At 45.5% G+C, this 17,376-nt stretch carries 13 protein-coding genes; 8 read left to right on the top strand and 5 right to left on the bottom strand.

Annotated features, from left to right (window positions below; translation table 11 throughout):
* Positions 1-306: 306 nt before the first annotated feature.
* The 3 genes from ilvC to NI469_RS13855 form a co-directional block, all read right to left on the bottom strand.
* Positions 307-1,323, bottom strand: a complete 1,017-nt coding sequence (gene ilvC, locus NI469_RS13865; RefSeq protein ID WP_004647451.1) for a ketol-acid reductoisomerase — start codon at positions 1,321-1,323, stop codon at positions 307-309.
* Positions 1,324-1,427: 104 nt separating this feature from the next.
* A complete protein-coding gene (ilvN, locus tag NI469_RS13860) occupies positions 1,428-1,919 on the bottom strand; it encodes an acetolactate synthase small subunit (protein ID WP_004278369.1) in 492 nt (163 codons plus the stop codon).
* The gene (locus NI469_RS13855; RefSeq protein WP_004278370.1) at positions 1,916-3,643 is read right to left on the bottom strand and encodes an acetolactate synthase 3 large subunit; all 1,728 of its coding nucleotides are present in this window, start codon (positions 3,641-3,643) and stop codon (positions 1,916-1,918) included. The genes ilvN and NI469_RS13855 overlap by 4 nt, the downstream gene beginning before the upstream one ends.
* Positions 3,644-4,331: 688 nt before the next feature.
* Here NI469_RS13855 and NI469_RS13850 point away from each other — a divergent pair.
* The 7 genes from NI469_RS13850 (at position 4,332) to NI469_RS13820 (ending at position 14,067) form a co-directional block, all read left to right on the top strand.
* The gene (locus tag NI469_RS13850; RefSeq protein WP_253175529.1) at positions 4,332-4,685 is read left to right on the top strand and encodes a DUF4124 domain-containing protein; all 354 of its coding nucleotides are present in this window, start codon (positions 4,332-4,334) and stop codon (positions 4,683-4,685) included.
* Between the two features lie 123 nt (positions 4,686-4,808).
* Positions 4,809-7,430 (top strand): leucine--tRNA ligase, encoded by a 2,622-nt coding sequence (leuS, locus tag NI469_RS13845; protein WP_253147379.1) that lies wholly within the window; start codon positions 4,809-4,811, stop codon positions 7,428-7,430.
* A gap of 207 nt (positions 7,431-7,637) precedes the next feature.
* On the top strand, positions 7,638-8,171 hold the full coding sequence (locus tag NI469_RS13840) for an LPS-assembly lipoprotein LptE (RefSeq protein WP_004647448.1): 534 nt from the start codon (positions 7,638-7,640) through the stop codon (positions 8,169-8,171).
* 9 nt (positions 8,172-8,180) lie between these two features.
* The gene (gene holA, locus NI469_RS13835) at positions 8,181-9,167 is read left to right on the top strand and encodes a DNA polymerase III subunit delta (protein WP_004647447.1); all 987 of its coding nucleotides are present in this window, start codon (positions 8,181-8,183) and stop codon (positions 9,165-9,167) included.
* Positions 9,168-9,291: 124 nt separating this feature from the next.
* On the top strand, positions 9,292-10,653 hold the full coding sequence (locus NI469_RS13830; protein ID WP_004647446.1) for a MacA family efflux pump subunit: 1,362 nt from the start codon (positions 9,292-9,294) through the stop codon (positions 10,651-10,653).
* A 2-nt stretch (positions 10,654-10,655) separates the two neighbouring features.
* Entirely contained in the window at positions 10,656-12,632 is a 1,977-nt protein-coding gene (locus NI469_RS13825) for a MacB family efflux pump subunit (protein ID WP_004647445.1), read from the top strand.
* 10 nt (positions 12,633-12,642) lie between these two features.
* Positions 12,643-14,067, top strand: coding sequence for an efflux transporter outer membrane subunit (locus NI469_RS13820; RefSeq protein WP_004647444.1), 1,425 nt, complete (start codon positions 12,643-12,645; stop codon positions 14,065-14,067).
* Between the two features lie 66 nt (positions 14,068-14,133).
* Here NI469_RS13820 and NI469_RS13815 read toward each other — a convergent pair whose 3' ends face one another.
* Both NI469_RS13815 and NI469_RS13810 read right to left on the bottom strand, forming a co-directional pair.
* Positions 14,134-15,969, bottom strand: a complete 1,836-nt coding sequence (locus NI469_RS13815) for a tetratricopeptide repeat protein (protein ID WP_253147380.1) — start codon at positions 15,967-15,969, stop codon at positions 14,134-14,136.
* Between the two features lie 98 nt (positions 15,970-16,067).
* Positions 16,068-16,838, bottom strand: a complete 771-nt coding sequence (locus NI469_RS13810) for a tRNA threonylcarbamoyladenosine dehydratase (RefSeq protein WP_253145749.1) — start codon at positions 16,836-16,838, stop codon at positions 16,068-16,070.
* Between the two features lie 182 nt (positions 16,839-17,020).
* Here NI469_RS13810 and NI469_RS13805 point away from each other — a divergent pair, with 182 nt between their 5' ends.
* Positions 17,021-17,272, top strand: coding sequence for a hypothetical protein (locus NI469_RS13805; protein ID WP_253147381.1), 252 nt, complete (start codon positions 17,021-17,023; stop codon positions 17,270-17,272).
* Positions 17,273-17,376 lie beyond the last annotated feature (104 nt).

Here is a 17,376-nt window from a genome sequence, read left to right as displayed (position 1 = left end):
AATAATCGCCCCAGAAAGACACTGGGATGGTATACGCCCAGTGATGTTATGGCTGGTTTTTATACTGTTGCACTTGCCGCTTGAATCCGCCCCAATAAAAAACCCCGCTTTCGCAGGACTTTTATAGCATAAAAATCAGCCAATTAAGAGATTAGTTTTTCTATTTATCAACGATTTTGTTTGAATCCAAAATATGAAAAAATGGGAAAGCACTGCTTTCCCATTTTTTAAGGTACGCAAACATAGAAATAAAAAACCCACTCAAATTAAGTGGGTTTTCGCATTCAAATCAATTGATTCGAGAAATTAGTTTTTCTCTTTATCTACGATTTTGTTCGCTTGGATCCAAGGCATCATCGCACGTAACTTGTTACCCGTTACTTCGATACCGTGAGCCGCATTTTGACGACGACGAGCAGTCATAGATGGATAGTTCAACGCACCTTCTTGAATGAACATCTTCGCGTATTCACCAGATTGAATACGTTTAAGTGCATTACGCATTGCTTCACGAGACTGTTCGTTAATTACTTCAGTACCCGTTACATATTCGCCGTATTCAGCGTTGTTTGACACTGAGTAGTTCATGTCCGCGATACCGCCTTCGAACATCAAGTCAACGATCAATTTAAGTTCGTGTAGACATTCGAAGTACGCCATTTCAGGAGCATAGCCCGCTTCAACCAGAGTTTCGAAGCCCATTTTAACCAATTCAACAGCACCACCACAAAGAACTGCTTGCTCACCGAAAAGGTCAGTTTCAGTTTCTTCACGGAATGAAGTTTCGATGATACCTGTACGGCCGCCACCTACGCCTGAAGCGTAAGAAAGAGCAACGTTACGCGCATTACCAGAAGCATCTTGGTGAATCGCGATAAGGTCAGGAACACCTGAACCACGTTGGTATTCAGAACGTACGGTGTGACCAGGAGCTTTAGGTGCAACCATGATTACGTCTAAGTCAGCACGTGGAACAACTTGGTTATAAAGAATCGAGAAACCATGAGCAAATGCTAAAGTAGCGCCTTGCTTGATGTTTGGCTCAATTACGTCACGGTAAAGTTGAGATTGGAACTCATCTGGAGTCAAAATCATCACTACGTCAGCTTGTGCTACAGCAGCAGGAACTTCAGCAACTTTAAGACCTGAATTTTCAGCTTTCTTCCAAGAAGTAGAGTTCGCACGTAAACCTACAGTGACATCAACGCCAGAATCTTTCAGGTTAAGCGCATGCGCGTGACCTTGTGAACCGTAACCAATGATCGCTACTTTCTTAGATTGGATGATAGATAAGTCAGTGTCTTTATCGTAAAAAATTTGCATTGCTGTCTCCGCTTAATGCTTGTTTGTCTGTTTAAATCAGGCAATGACCCTTGTATTTACATTGCCTGATACCCCCTTCTTATTAGGATGAGGAAATATTTAAATTAGATGGTGAGTACTTTTTCGCCGCGTGCGATACCTGATACACCTGAACGAACCACTTCTAAAATCGTGTGTTCTGCAAGTGCATCAATAAACGCATCCACTTTTTCAGTGGTACCCGCGATTTGAATGGTATAGGTCGTTGGTGTTACATCGACAATCTGACCACGGAAAATATCTGCCGTACGTTTGATTTCGTCACGCGATGAACCCAATGCTTTGACTTTAATCAGCATCAATTCACGCTCAATATGTGCACCTTCAGACAGGTCAACCACTTTCACCACTTCAACCAACTTGTTAAGCTGTTTGGTAATTTGCTCAATCTTGTGATCATCACCATAAGTGGTCAATGTCAAACGTGAAAGCGTTGGATCTTCAGTCGGAGCAACATTCAATGTTTCGATATTGTAGCCACGCTGTGAGAACAAACCCACTAAACGGGAAAGCGCGCCTGATTCGTTTTCTACGAGTACAGAGATAATATGTCTCATTTCGTGCGCTCCCCTTTAGCCAACCACATATCCTGCATCGACTGACCCGCAATCAACATCGGATAAACGTGCTCGGTACGATCTACCATAACGTTAATAAATACGCACTTGTCGTTAATCGCCATCGCTTCTGCAAGCTTCGACTCTAGCTCATCGGCATGATTAATCTGAATACCGACATGACCATAGGCTTCCATCAGTTTGGCAAAATCAGGCAATGAATCTACATAAGAACTTGAATGACGTCCTTCATAGTTCATATCTTGCCACTGCTTCACCATCCCTAAAGACTGGTTATTCAGGCACAGGATTTTTACATTCAGGCCATATTGCTTACAGGTCGACAGTTCCTGGATACACATCTGAATCGATGCTTCACCGGTGATACACACCACTTGCTGTTCCGGGTATGCAAGCTTCGCAGCCATTGCATACGGCAAGCCTACACCCATGGTGCCTAGACCACCTGAGTTGATCCATTGACGTGGACGTTTGTATTTGTAATACATCGCACCAAACATCTGATGCTGACCGACATCAGAAGTAATGATCGCTTCGCCATTGGTCACTTTATCCAATGCCTGAACCACTTGTTGTGGCTTCATCACGCCATCAACACCCGCTTCAAAACGACCGCCATGAACCTTGCGCCATTCATTGATCTGTTTCCACCATGCCGCAATCGCTTCAGGATTTGGCTTAGAAACATTAAGCTGTTTCAACTGGTTCAACATCTCATTCAGTACAGGCTCTACAGCACCGACAATTGGAATGTGCGCCATAATGGTTTTTGAAATTGTCGCTGGGTCGATATCTATATGAATGACTTTAGCATTTGGACAGAATTTTGCAGGATTGTTGGTCACACGGTCATCGAAACGCGCACCCACACACAGAATTACATCTGCATTGTGCATGGTCATGTTAGCTTCATAAGTACCGTGCATACCCAACATACCGATGAACTGTTCATCATCACCCGGGAATGCGCCAAGACCCATCAAGGTATTGGTCACTGGATAACCCAATAGATGCGCAAGCTCTGTCAATTGTGCTGAAGCATTGCCTTGAACCACACCACCGCCTGAGTAAATAACTGGGCGTTTAGCATGGATCAGTTCTTCAATCGCTTTACGAATTTGACCTGAGTGACCACGGAACGGTGGCTGATACGAACGCATCTTCACTTTTTCTGGGTATTCGTAAGCAAATTTCTCTGCAGGATTGGTCGCATCCTTTGGAATATCAATCACTACAGGACCTGGACGACCTGAAGACGCAATATAGAAGGCTTTCTTGATAATCGCAGGAATTTCGCTGGCATGACGCACCTGGAAGCTATGTTTCACGATAGGACGTGAAATACCGACCATATCGGTTTCCTGAAATGCATCTTCACCAATCAGATGACTCGCAACCTGACCTGACAAAATCACCATCGGGATTGAGTCCATATAGGCCGTTGCAATTGGCGTTACCGTGTTGGTTGCACCCGGACCTGAAGTCACTAGCACAACACCGGTCTTGCCTGTCACGCGTGAGTAAGCATCGGCCATGTGACCGGCAGCCTGTTCGTGACGTACGAGATAATGATTGATTCTGTCTTGTTGAAATAGCGCATCATAAATATGAAGAACTGCGCCGCCTGGGTATCCAAAAACATGTTCAACGCCTTCGTCCGCTAATGCGCGAACAAGCATTTCACCACCAGATAGAAGTTCCAACGTGATTCACCCTAATATTATGACACTGCACAAATGGGAGGCATTTGCAGTGTTTCATTTGTTAACTGTCTGCACTGTTATAGCACACAAATTTCATAGTTTTCATAGCAATAGGAAAAAAATCTGATCTCTTGGCTGTTCGAGCAATACAAGACCTAAAACATGTTGGGATAAACATATTTTGCTTAGCTTTGTTCAATTTCTCGGCTAGAGAAATCGCCCACTGCATGAAATGACACTTAGTCGAAGGGTGATCGATTAAGGCATATAAAACTATTGCAGCATTCTTGTGTTTTCAGGCTTTAAAGTCAAGTTTAAAAAACAGGCAATATGCGCTTAAAAACACCTGATTTGCTGTTTTTAACAGCGATCTAGAGCAAAGACAGTAATAAAGAATTAATCTAATAATATTTAATCCAATAAAATTCATAAACTTATATATTTAATTTTATAAATTTTTAGTATGTCTTATATAAAAAAAATGAATGAATTTTTATTAAATCAAGTGAAGTTGTTTATCAATAAATTTTGTGTCTGAAAATTTGCTCACCACTTCTACAAACGAGATGCAGAAGCTGTTCGACTCTTAATCATGAATAGAGCGGATAAAAAATTCATTATTTTTACTGTGAAAATCACTACAATGTTTTGTAGTATTTTATGGCTAGAACACAGAGGCTCAAAAACAATGAAAATATCTTTTTTAACTGCCTTAAGTCTGAGTTGTGCAATTTCTCTAGGCATCTGTAACAGCAGTGCTTCAGCAATCCAGTATTATAAATGGGTCGATACCAAGGGCACCACGCACTATACGAAAACACCACCACCGAAATCTGCGAAAAAAGCCACCACAGTGGATACCTATGGCTGGAAAAATTCAGCACCAGCATCATCTAGAACTACTGAAACTGAAGTTCAAACCGAGAACACACCTCAAGAACAACAGCAACAAGCCCCTCAAGTTCCTGCGAATCAGGACCAGCAACAACGTGAAGCCAACGAAGCCTTGCAGCAATCTAAAAATCGTGCAGTTGCTTTATAAGACACCTCTATATAGAACAGCGTGTTTTTTCTTCGGGAAATGCCGGCGCAAAATTCACTTTTAGGTACATTTTGCGCTATGCTGTGCAACAGACTTTTTTCACCGTAATTCACTGATACGTTTATGACTACTCACATTGATTCCGAATATCAAGCCAGTGCGATTGAGCCTCAAGTCCAACAGGATTGGGAATCTCGCAAAGCCTTTAAAGTTGCCGACAAAGTAGAAGGTCCACGTCGTTATATTCTCTCGATGTTCCCTTACCCAAGTGGCAAGCTACATATGGGTCATGTGCGTAACTATACGATTGGTGACGTGATCAGCCGTTTCCATCGCTTAAAAGGTGAAACTGTCCTGCAACCGATGGGTTGGGATGCTTTTGGTCTGCCTGCTGAAAACGCAGCGATTGCACACCAGGTTGCACCGGCAAAATGGACATTTGAAAATATTGCTTACATGCGTGACCAGTTGAAAAAACTCGGTCTAGCCGTAGATTGGGATCGTGAATTTGCGACCTGTACCCCTGAATACTATCGTTGGGAACAATGGCTATTTGTTCAGCTTTATAAAAAAGGCTTGATCTACCGTAAGCTTTCAACCGTGAATTGGGATCCGGTCGATCAGACTGTTCTTGCCAACGAACAGGTTGAAAATGGTCGTGGCTGGCGTTCAGGTGCATTGGTAGAAAAGCGTGATATTCCAATGTACTACTTCCGCATCACTGATTATGCGCAAGAGTTACTTGACGATTTAGACACGCTTAAAGATGGCTGGCCACAACAAGTGTTGACCATGCAGCGTAACTGGATTGGCCGCTCACAAGGGATGGACATCACTTTCCCTTCAGCAAATCCTGACGTGTATGCAGATGGTTTAACGGTATTTACTACCCGTGCCGATACCTTGATGGGCGTGACCTATGTTGCAGTTGCAGCAGAACACCCGATGGCGCTGAAAGCGGCTGAAACAAACCCAGAATTGGCTGCATTCATTGAAGAATGCCGTATGGGTTCTGTGGCAGAAGCGGATCTTGCGACTGCCGAGAAGAAAGGCATGGCAACCGGTCTTTCTGTGAAGCATCCTGTGACTGGCGAAGAAGTTCCGGTCTGGATCGCCAACTATGTATTGATGTCTTATGGTTCAGGTGCAGTGATGGCGGTTCCATCACATGATGAACGTGACTTCGAATTTGCCAATAAATATAGCTTGACCATCAAGCAAGTGATTGATGCTAAAGGCGCAGATGATGCTGACTTTGATGCGACTCAATGGCAAGAATGGTACGGCTCTAAAGAAGGCAAACTGGTTAATTCAGGCGAATTTGACGGTTTAGATTTTCAGGGTGCATACGATGCATTTCTTGCTAAATTAGAACCAACAGGCCTGGCAAGTTCTAAAGTTCAATTCCGTTTACGTGACTGGGGTGTATCTCGTCAGCGTTATTGGGGTTGTCCAATTCCAATGATTAACTGTCCATCATGTGGTCAAGTGCCAGTACCTGAAGAGCAGCTTCCTGTGGTTCTTCCGACTGACGTTGTTCCAGATGGTTCAGGTAACCCGTTGAACAAAATGCCTGAATTCTACAAAACGTCATGCCCAAGCTGTGGTGGCGATGCTCGTCGTGAAACAGATACGCTGGATACCTTCGTGGAATCATCTTGGTACTATGCACGTTATGCATCTCCCGACTTTACGGGTGGCATGGTAAAACCAGAAGCTGGCCAAACTTGGTTGCCTGTAAACCAGTACATCGGTGGTGTTGAACACGCGATTCTGCATTTGTTATATGCGCGTTTCTTCCACAAATTGATGCGCGATGAAGGCGTAGTACAAGGCAATGAACCATTCACTAACTTGTTAACGCAAGGTATGGTGCTAGCAGATACCTTCTATCGTGAAGCTGAATCTGGCAAGAAAACCTGGTTTAACCCTGCGGATATCGAACTTGAAAAAGACGAAAAAGGCCGTGTGCTTTCTGCCAAATATAAAGAAGATGGCCAAGAAGTTGTGGTTGGCGGTCAGGAAAAAATGTCGAAATCGAAAAATAACGGTATCGACCCGCAATCGATTATTGACCAGTACGGCGCAGATACGGCACGCGTGTTCATGATGTTCGCAGCACCACCAGATCAATCACTGGAATGGTCTGATGCCGGTGTTGAGGGTGCAAACCGCTTCCTGAAACGTGTATGGCGTTTAGCAACAGGTTTCCTTGAAAAAGCGAATACTGCTGCCAGCATCGACAAAACTGCTCTTTCAACGGCCGCGCAAGACCTACGTCGTAAAACTCACGAAACCATCCAGAAAGTCGGTGATGACATCGAACGTCGTCATGCATTTAACACTGCCATTGCTGCATTGATGGAACTTCTAAACGCGAACAACAAATTTGAAGCCCAAGATGACAATGACGTGGCGGTTGCACGTGAATCGATTACCACGCTGTTAACTTTACTTGCACCATTTGCACCGCATTTAAGCCAGACTTTATTGGCCGAATTTGGCATTGAATTGAATTCAACTTTATTCCCTGCGGTAGATGAATCTGCGCTGACACGTAATACACAAACGATTGTGGTTCAAGTCAACGGTAAACTCCGTGGTAAGTTAGAAGTATCAGTCGATGCTTCTAAAGATGATATTTTGGCTCAAGCCAAAGCATTGCCTGAAGTTCAACAATTCTTGACTGGCCCAACCAAGAAAGAAATTGTGGTACCGAATAAATTAGTGAATTTGGTGGTTTAAGTCCTTACATTCCCTCTCCTTTCAGGAGAGGGTTAGGGAGAGGTAAATATATAAACCCTCATCCTAACCTTCTCCCAAAGGGAGAAGGAACTTTATGAAGGATTTCAAAATTCCCAAACAAAGCCCGTTGCCAGCCAACGGGCTTTGACTTTACAATCCAGTTCAGGATTTCGAATATTCCCCTTCGGGAAGCATAGAGGGCAACACATGCATTTGGGCAAACGTTTAGCAGCAATTGTTTTAACTTGTGGTCTGAGTGCAGGCTTAGTCGGCTGTGGTTTTCATCTGAAAGGGACCAATCCGAGTTCCGCACCTGTTGCTTACTCTGTCATGAACCTGTCTTTACCGCCCAATACTGAAGAACTGCAAGAGAAACTGGCGGTTTACCTCGGTGCTGCAGGTGTACAGCTGAGTAATGCACCCAATGCTTATGTGTTACGTGTCCTGGATTACACCCCTCGCCGTCTGGAACTAAACGGTAAACTGGTTGAAACCTTATTACGTTTAAACGTGACTTTCCGGATTGAAGATGCACAAGGCAATCCAATCACTGAACCACGCACTGTGGTGGCAACACGTACGTATCAATATGATATTGAAACAGTCAACACCGATGACCAGGAACAAAAATATCTGAATCAGGTCATTATTGATGATGTGGCGCAACAGATCGCGCGTCAGATTTCATCGAACCGCTTACCCTTAGCCAAACAAAATACTCCAGCGCAACCTGCTCAATAAGACCACCTTATGAAACTTGATTATCTGCAAGCCCTGAAACGTGTCGATGAAGCTCGCGGTGCTTGGGTATTGCATGGTCAAGAGCCTTTGCTGGAACAGAATTTAATTGACGCCTTTCGCAGCAGCTGGCAAAAACAGGACATTGAACGTCAACGCTATGACATTAGTTCGGTCGCTGACTGGAAAACCGTCTTTAATGCTCTGAACAGTCTGTCGCTATTTTCAACACAGCTGGCGATTGAAGTGCATGGCAATATCAAGCCAGATGCAAGTAGTCTTAAACTGCTAAAAAGCTATTTACAACAAGACAGCGATAATTTGCTATTAGTGGTGATGCCCAAGCAAGATGCGAGTAGCCTAAAAACCAGCTTTTTTCAGGTCATTGATGCCAATGGCGTCAATGTTTCGCTGGTGGCCAATTATCCCAAAGACCGGCAGCAGATTCTGGGTATTGAAGCTGAAAAACTCGGCATTCGTTTAGCCAATGATGCCTGGCAATGGCTGGAACAACATCATGAGCACAACCTGCTTGCGGCAAAGAACAGCCTGATGCGGGTCAGCGATACCTTTGCTGAAATCGATGTGATTCAGGTGGAGCATTTATATGCATGTTTACAAGATCAGTCACGTTATAGCACCTATGATTTGAGCGATGCCCTGCTACAAGGCAATCTTTCCCAGTCGATCAAGATTTTTCAGTATCTGGTCGCTTCAGGTGAACCGATGAGCCTGATTTTATGGAGTCTCAGCAAGGAAATGCGTCTGTTGATGCAGCTGTTTGAACAACCGCAAAATGCCTTGCAAATCGGGATCTGGAAAACCAAAGTCGGGTTATATCAACAGGCCTTGCGCCGTCTTAGTCCGCAGACTTTTCTGGCCTGGCCGGGGTTATTATTAAGAATTGATGCCTCGATTAAAGGATTTGGACATGAGAATCCGGAGCATCTGGTACTACAGGCGATTTCCAGTATCTGTGGCAAGCCCCTATTTCACTAAGTCTTTGTCAAAATTCGAAAAATAAAATAATAATCATTCCTATTAGTTTAAAAAAATACACGATTTATCCTAATTTCGCTTTTATAATCGTTCACAATTCTCTGATTTTGAACCGATATTGATCATGCCAAAAATAAAACCGACGAAATTGATTATGGCCGCCGTGATTGCCATTGCGCTCATCGCTGCGGGGTGGTACTTCCTCAAACCCAAAGAACAGCCTCCGCAATATATTACGGCTGAAGTCACCCAAGGCGATATCGAAAGCTCTGTACTGGCAACTGGTATTCTGGAAGCGACCAAGATGGTCAGCGTGGGGGCGCAGGTTTCGGGTCAGGTCAGAAAAATGTATGTAGAACTGGGCGATCAGGTCAAGCAAGGTCAGCTGATTGCGCGGATTGACTCCGTTCGTCAGGAAAATGATTTAAAAACCGCTGAAGCCAGCATTAAAAATCAGATGGCACAACTTGCAGTAAGACAGGCGAATTTGGCCAAAGTTGAAGCTGAATACAACCGTCAAAAAGCCATGTATGCACAGGATGCCACTTCTCGCTCAGAGCTAGAATCTGCATTTGCGAACTATAAAACAGCACAAGCGGATATTACTGCCATCAATGCACAGATTGAACAGTCACGTTTGACGCTGGCGACTGCCAAAGAAGATCTTGGCTATACCCAGATTGTGGCCCCGATGGATGGCACAATTGTGGCGATTGTGACCGAAGAAGGTCAGACTGTAAACGCCAACCAGAGTGCGCCGACCATTGTCAAACTGGCCAAACTCGACACCATGACCATTAAAGCTGAAATTTCTGAAGCAGATGTCATGAAAGTTGAAGAAGGTCAGACGGTTTATTTCACCACCTTAGGTAATAACGAGAAAAAGATTTACGCTAAACTGCGTCAGGTTGAGCCTGCGCCAAATTCAATTAATACCGATAGCAATACATCAAGCTCATCGTCAAGTTCTGCGGTGTATTACAACGCATTGTTCGATGTCCCGAATGAAGATGGAAAATTGCGTATTGATATGACGGCGCAAGTTTATATCGTGCTGGATGAAGCCAAAAATGTACTGACCATTCCTGCTGCAGCCATTCAAGGTTCAAACCGTCCGCCACGTGCCAATCGTGGTGAAGCTCGTGGTGAGGGTTCTCGCGGTGAAGGCGGCCCGGCATCACGTTCTGAAGCTGAATCGGCTCAAGGCAACCGCCCTGCCGCTGAACGTCCAGCGCGTCTAAACCTGTCTGAAGCAGAACTTGCGCTGATTGAGCAAGGTAAAGCACAGCGTGGCATGGTTCGTGTCTTGCAAGCCGATGGTACTGCAAAACCAACCCCTGTATTAATCGGTTTGAATAACCGCGCGACTGCGCAAGTGCTGAAAGGTTTAAAACGTGGTGATCAGGTGGTGATTGCCGATGGTTCTGATACCTCCAATGATGCAGCAAAACGCGGTGGCAATAGCCGTGGCCCAATGAGAATGTAAGCATGAATTCACAACAACAGCCTCTCCTCGAGGTGAAAAATCTGGTTCGTGAATTCCCTGCGGGTGAAAGCACGGTCCAGATTTTAAAAGGGGTGAATCTGGAGATTTATCCAGGTGAACTGGTGGCGATTGTCGGCCAGTCCGGTTCCGGTAAATCAACCCTGATGAACATTCTGGGTTGTCTGGACAAACCAACTACCGGTAGCTACAAGGTCAAAGGCCGTGAAACCCGCGAACTGGAAGCGGATGAACTCGCGCAATTACGCCGTGAATATTTCGGCTTTATTTTCCAGCGTTATCATTTACTGGGCGATTTAAACGCAGCAGGCAATGTCGAAGTTCCTGCGATTTATGCTGGTGCAGATTCATCTGAACGGCATGCACGAGCCGTCAAGATTCTGACCGATCTGGGGCTGGGTGAAAAAACCCTGAACCGTCCGAGTCAGCTCTCTGGTGGTCAGCAGCAACGGGTTTCGATTGCCCGTGCGCTGATGAATGGCGGTGACGTGATTTTGGCCGATGAACCGACAGGTGCATTGGATAAGAACAGCGGTATTGAAGTGATGCGTATTTTGCGTGAACTGAATGCCAAAGGTCATACCATCATTCTGGTCACGCATGATCATAATGTAGCGAAAAATGCGACGCGTATTATCGAGATTTCAGACGGCAATATCATTTCCGACCAACCCAATGTTCCTGAAGTCGAAGAGCATCTGGAAAAACAGCCGCTAATCCGCAGTGAACAAAAGAAGATTTCTTCATGGCGTTCTGCAGTTGACCGTCTAGGTGAAGCCTTTCGTATGGCCTTGCTGGCCATGAATGCACATCGCATGCGGACTTTCCTGACCATGCTCGGAATCATTATCGGTATCGCTTCGGTGGTCTCGGTGGTCGCGCTGGGCAATGGCTCACAAAAACAGATTCTGGAAAATATCAGTAGTCTGGGGACCAATACCATTACCGTATTTCAGGGTCGAGGCTTTGGGGACAATTCCAGATCTTCACAGTCCAAAACCCTGATTCCGGCCGATGCCGATGCGCTGGCTGAACAACCGTATGTCGATGGCGTCAGCCCATCGGTGAATAGCAGTGTCACCGGCCGTTATAAAGAAATCGAAGCTTCAACCACGGTCAACGGCGTCAGTGAAGATTTCTTTTATGTGCGTGGCATGACTTTCCAGTCCGGTCAGCCCTTTGACCGCAGTAGCGTCATGCAACAGGCACAAGATGTTGTCATTGACACCAATACCAAAAATACCTTCTTTAAAGATGGTACTAATCCGGTGGGACAGGTGATTTTACTCGGTAGCGTCCCGAGCCGGATTATCGGGGTGATTGATGCACAAAAAGGCATGATGGGCAATAATGACAGCCTGAATGTCTACCTGCCGTATTCTACCGTGATGAGTCGTATGCTGGGGCAATCTAACGTTCGCAGCATCATTGTGCGGATTAAGGATGAATATCCAAGTGCGGCGGCTGAAAATGCAATTTTAAACCTGTTGGTACAGCGCCATGGCGCGCAGGATGTGTTTACCCAGAATGCCGACAGTATTCGTGAAACCATTCAGCAGACCACAGCGACTATGACGCTTTTAATTTCGGCGATTGCTGTGATTTCACTGGTGGTCGGCGGGATCGGGGTGATGAATATCATGCTGGTGTCCGTGACTGAACGTACTCAGGAAATTGGGGTGCGGATGGCAGTGGGTGCACGTCAAAGTGATATTTTGCAGCAGTTCCTGATTGAAGCAGTGCTGGTGTGTATTTTAGGCGGTATTTTGGGGGTGCTGCTCTCGCTCGGGATTGGCCAGCTAATTACCCACTTTGCCGGCGGTACTTTCCAGATGGCCTATTCAACCACTTCGATTGTGGCTGCCTTTGTCTGCTCAAGCCTGATCGGGATTGTGTTTGGCTTTATCCCGGCACGTAATGCCGCTCGTCTGAATCCAGTCGATGCGCTTTCTCGCGAATAAGGAACCTGATATGCAAATGAATTTAACCAAGCTTGCCAGTGCCCTGTTGCTGGGAAGCTCGCTGACCGGTTGTGCGGCAGTGGTAAAAACACCTTATGAGCAGCCTGCGATCAATATGCCGGGCAACTTTCAAAATAATAAGGTTTTAAGTCAGCAGATCCATGCCGACATTCTGGCAGATCAATGGTGGACCTTATTTAAAGATCCGCAATTGAACAGTTTGGTCGATCAAGTGCTGGCGCAGAATACAGATCTGGCGGTGGCTGGCATCAGTTTACAGCAGGCGCGCATTCAGGCCAGACAGGCACAAAGCCAGCAAGGCGTCCGTGTCCGTGTCGGTGATGCACGAATTTCAACGGGCCAGCGTTTTGATCTGGAGGGTGGCAGCAATGCTTCGACGGGTCTTTCACTGGGCTATCCGGGCTTAAGCTATGAACTGGATCTGTTTGGCAAACTGGCCAATCAGACTGAAGCGGCGCGCTGGGAGGCCTTAGCCTCTGAAGAAGACTTGCAGGCAACTGCTCAGAGCCTGATCGGCACCACAGCGCAACTCTATTGGCAACTGGCTTATCTGAATGAACGTTATAGCGTGGTACAGCAAAATCTGGCGACCGCGCAAAAAACCTATGATCTGGTGCGAGTGCAATATCGTGCCGGCGCAGTATCCGGTCTGGATTTAACCCAGGCGGAACAGGCGATTCAAAGCCAACAGGCAACCTTAAGCCAGATTGAACAACAACGTGTGGAAACACGTACCGGACTCGCGGTATTGCTGCACATGCCGGTTCAACAGCTCGCGATTCAAGAGCCAAGCCGTTTACCGAATATTCAATTGCCGAGTATTCAGGCTGACTTACCGGCGAGTTTATTGTCACGTCGTCCTGACCTTCGAGCGACTGAACTGCGCTTGCGTAAGGCACTAGCCAATAAAGATGCCAACAAAGCCAGCTACTATCCATCCATTAGTTTGACCGGCAATCTGACCACCGGTATTGGCAGCAGTACGTCCCTCTCGAATGCACTGAAAAATCCGGTTGCAACTTTAGGTGCAGGTCTGACCTTGCCTTTCCTGCAATGGAATGACATGAAACGTGATCTGCAAGTCAATGAGCTGGAATATGAAAAAGCCATTATCCAGTATCGCCAGACCATGTACGAAGCCTTTGCCGATGTGGAAAATGCCTTGTCGAATCGTACTGAGCTCACTAAGCAGGTTGCATTACAGCAACGCAATGTTGAGCTGACAGAAAGAACTGAACGCTTGACTGAAGTGCGTTATCGTAATGGTGCGGTGGCGTTGAAAAACCTGCTGGATGCACAGGAAACTACGCGCAATGCGCGGCTGTCTTTGGTGCAAACCAGACAGAACCAGTACAATGCTTATGTCACCTTGATGCAGGCATTGGGTGGTAGCCCGATTAAACAATTACCTTAACAAAGCTTGATCCATAAAAAACCGCTGCCCGACAGCGGTTTTTTAGCTCGTATGATTTGAGTCAGTTTATTTCATTTGCAAATACGCATTCACATTTTTCAATAATTCATTAGATCGCTCATGCCCGAGCAAACTGCCTTTTTCCAGCCAGTCTTGTGCGATTCCGATATCACGCTCCACGCCAATTCCCTTGATATATAAACGTCCAAGATGACTATAGGCATCTGCATTCACCTGTGCTGCCGCCTGCTGATAATACTGCACGGCTTGCTCAATATTGCTCTCAACACCTTGACCTTGCTCATAGGCTTCACCCAGAGCATTCAGTGCCACACCATTCTGCTGAGCGGCTGCTTTTTGCAGATAGCTCAAGCCTAAGGCAATATCCTGCGCAATCTGTTGCCCTTTAAGATACTTTAAACCCAATTCCGCTTGTGCCTGGGCATGATTCAATTGTGCAGCCTGATGCAGATAGCGATTTGCCAACTCTGCATTATTGATAAACACAGGATAAATGCCTGACAGAGCTTGGTACAGGAACCATGCCGCCTCTTTCGAACCTTTCGCAACCGCCTGATTGAGGTACTGGACAGCTTTATCACGTGTCGGCAATGGATATTCAGCCAGACTATAAAACCGGCCGACGCTATAAATCAGATCCGCCTCAGACTGAGCCACAATCTGCCAATACTGTTGTGCCGCGTTCTGGATCATTTGTGTGGCTTTGCCCGTATCTTTAACTGTGCCTACACCGTTTAAATAACACAGCGCCAGCCCCATCCCTGCAGACACATCATCAGGACTAAGCTGATAGGCAGCCTGATATAACTCAAATGCTTTTTGCGGTTCATTGGCTACCAGGTGCTGCTCAAAATACAGCGCAGCAATCATGCATAATGCAGGCGCATGCTGACTGTTGGCCGCTTCCGACCAGTAACGAAATGCCATGGTTTCATTTTTATCAACATACCAGCCATGAAAATAAGCCAGTCCGATTAAGGTCTTGGCGTGTGCATCGGCGTGTTCTTTGGACTGCTGCAATAAATGCTGGAACACGCGCTGACGCTGGTCGGTATCGATACGACCTTGTAATACACCAGCATAATAGTCATACAGACCTTTCTGGTCACCGAGACTGATACAACGTTTAATAAATTGCAGCGATTGCGTCAGGTCTTGGGGCAGAATCTGACCATGCGCATAATCATCGGCGATTTGCTGATTGGCAGCCAAATGATCTTGCTGTGCCGCCAGAAACAGATAATGAATTCCTTGCACTAAATCTTGGGTTGTTGAATCTGCCAGATAATACTGGGCCAGCTGATACTGCGAATTGGCATGACCCTGTCCGGCATTTTGAATGAATAATGCCAGACGCTGTTTTTCTGCAGTCATCTCGTTTTGAGGATGGTCTTCGGTAGAAGAAAGTTCAGTGATGCGGTACTGGGCATCCAGATTGCCACGTGCTACCGCATGTCGGTACCAGTACAGAGCTTTATCCGGGTCAGCCTGTTGATACGCCTCCCCTTCATGAATCTGCCCCAAATGATAGGCTGCTTCATCACTGCCCAAGCGAAAGGCTTTGTCCAGGTAGCTGATGGCTTTTTCAGTATTTTGCTCATGCCCTAGACCTTGCAGATGCATTAGGCCCATACCTACATAGGCTTGTGGAATTTCCTGTTGCTGAGCCAGTCCCTGATAAATCTGATAGGCACGTTCATAATTCGGATGTTCCGGATCTGAACTCAAACGTGCTGCATGTTTCAGTTGAGCATCAATCTGCTCAATCCATAAATCATGTTGTACAGCCTTCGCCTGATCACGTTTCACCGGATCCGGACGTTTCCACATCCAGATCGCCAACGCCCCTATCCCCAAAATCAGTACCAGCAAGAACCACATAGCTGCTCCAAAACATTATTTTTGTTCTGCGAATGAATCCTTTCATTCTAAACGCCAGTTTAAAAAAAGCACATAGATTGTGCTTTTTATTTTTTAAATCAGGCTTTTGCTCTTTTACTATCGAGCTTTTTCAAACCTTCTGCCACGGCAACCATGGCAAAGCTTGAAGTTACCACCACGGCAGAACCATAACCACCGCAGCGCAAGCCGGCACTAGCACACACATCGGCACTGGAGAATGGATTATCGATGGAATAGACACAAGTAATGCCGAATTTTTCTTTGGGCTTTTTGCAGATGCCTTTGCTGCGTAACTGGGCACGTAATTTGGCCAGCATCGGATCCTGTTCGGTTTTAGATAAATCGGCGACCCGAATTTTCAGCGGGTCCAGTTTACCCCCTGCCCCGCCCGATACAATTAAAGGAATCTTGTTAAAGCGACAATGTAGCATCAGAGCAAATTTGGCTTTGACATCGTCAATACAGTCGAGGATTAAATCTGGATCACCTGCTAAAGTTTCTTTGATATTTTCAGGCGTCAGGTAATCATCAATCAGATTAATTTTAATGCGTGGATTAATTGCGCGGCAACGCTCGGCCATGACTTCAATTTTTTCATGACCCAAGGTGGTACTCATGGCAGGTAACTGACGGTTAATATTAGACGCGGCCACCACATCCATATCGACCAAGGTCAGCTCGCCCACACCACTACGTGCCAGTGCTTCTACCGCCCATGAACCTACGCCCCCGATACCAATCACCATCACATGACTTTTTTCATAATGGTTAAAGCTGTCTTCTCCATAAATTTTGGCAACACCAGCAAAACGGCGGTCATATTCATCATCTTGAAGCAGGTCGGTCATAGGTCATCTATAGCAATAAAAATACCGGATCATTTTAGCAAAATCCGCTTTTCTTTACCGCCACTAAATTTTTGATCGATTTAAATGACATTCAGATCAGATGAGAGCGACAGCTCACTCGTAATTGATTAAAATATCAACAAATTAATTCTATGTCATTTGGCTAAAAGGAGTGGAATGTCATGCTATTTAACACCCTTTTGGGTTTGAACATACTTTGTATCGGGCTTTATTTTTATGTTCTGATCAGCCAAAAAAACAAAAATTATTATCTCAGTATTCTCATTCGTTTAATGACTTTAGGATTATTTGGCTTGGTTATTTTCGATCGTTATGAAACACAGAATCATCTGATTGTGTTATTACTCTTGTGGGTAGGCTTTGAAAGCATGGAGCAGTTTTACGCTAGAAAAAAATCCAGTTCAGTAAAATAAAAAAGAGGCTTGCGCCACTGCTGTCCCATAGTTTGCTTTAAATAAAAAAACCTGAGTCCTAACAGTTAAAATATGAGTGCAAACAAACACTTTAACGACCAGGA

Origin of the sequence: Acinetobacter lwoffii (assembly GCF_024129735.1) — a bacterium.
GTDB classification, from domain to species: domain Bacteria; phylum Pseudomonadota; class Gammaproteobacteria; order Pseudomonadales; family Moraxellaceae; genus Acinetobacter; species Acinetobacter lwoffii_H.
This window is presented reverse-complemented; position numbering and strand designations above follow the sequence as displayed.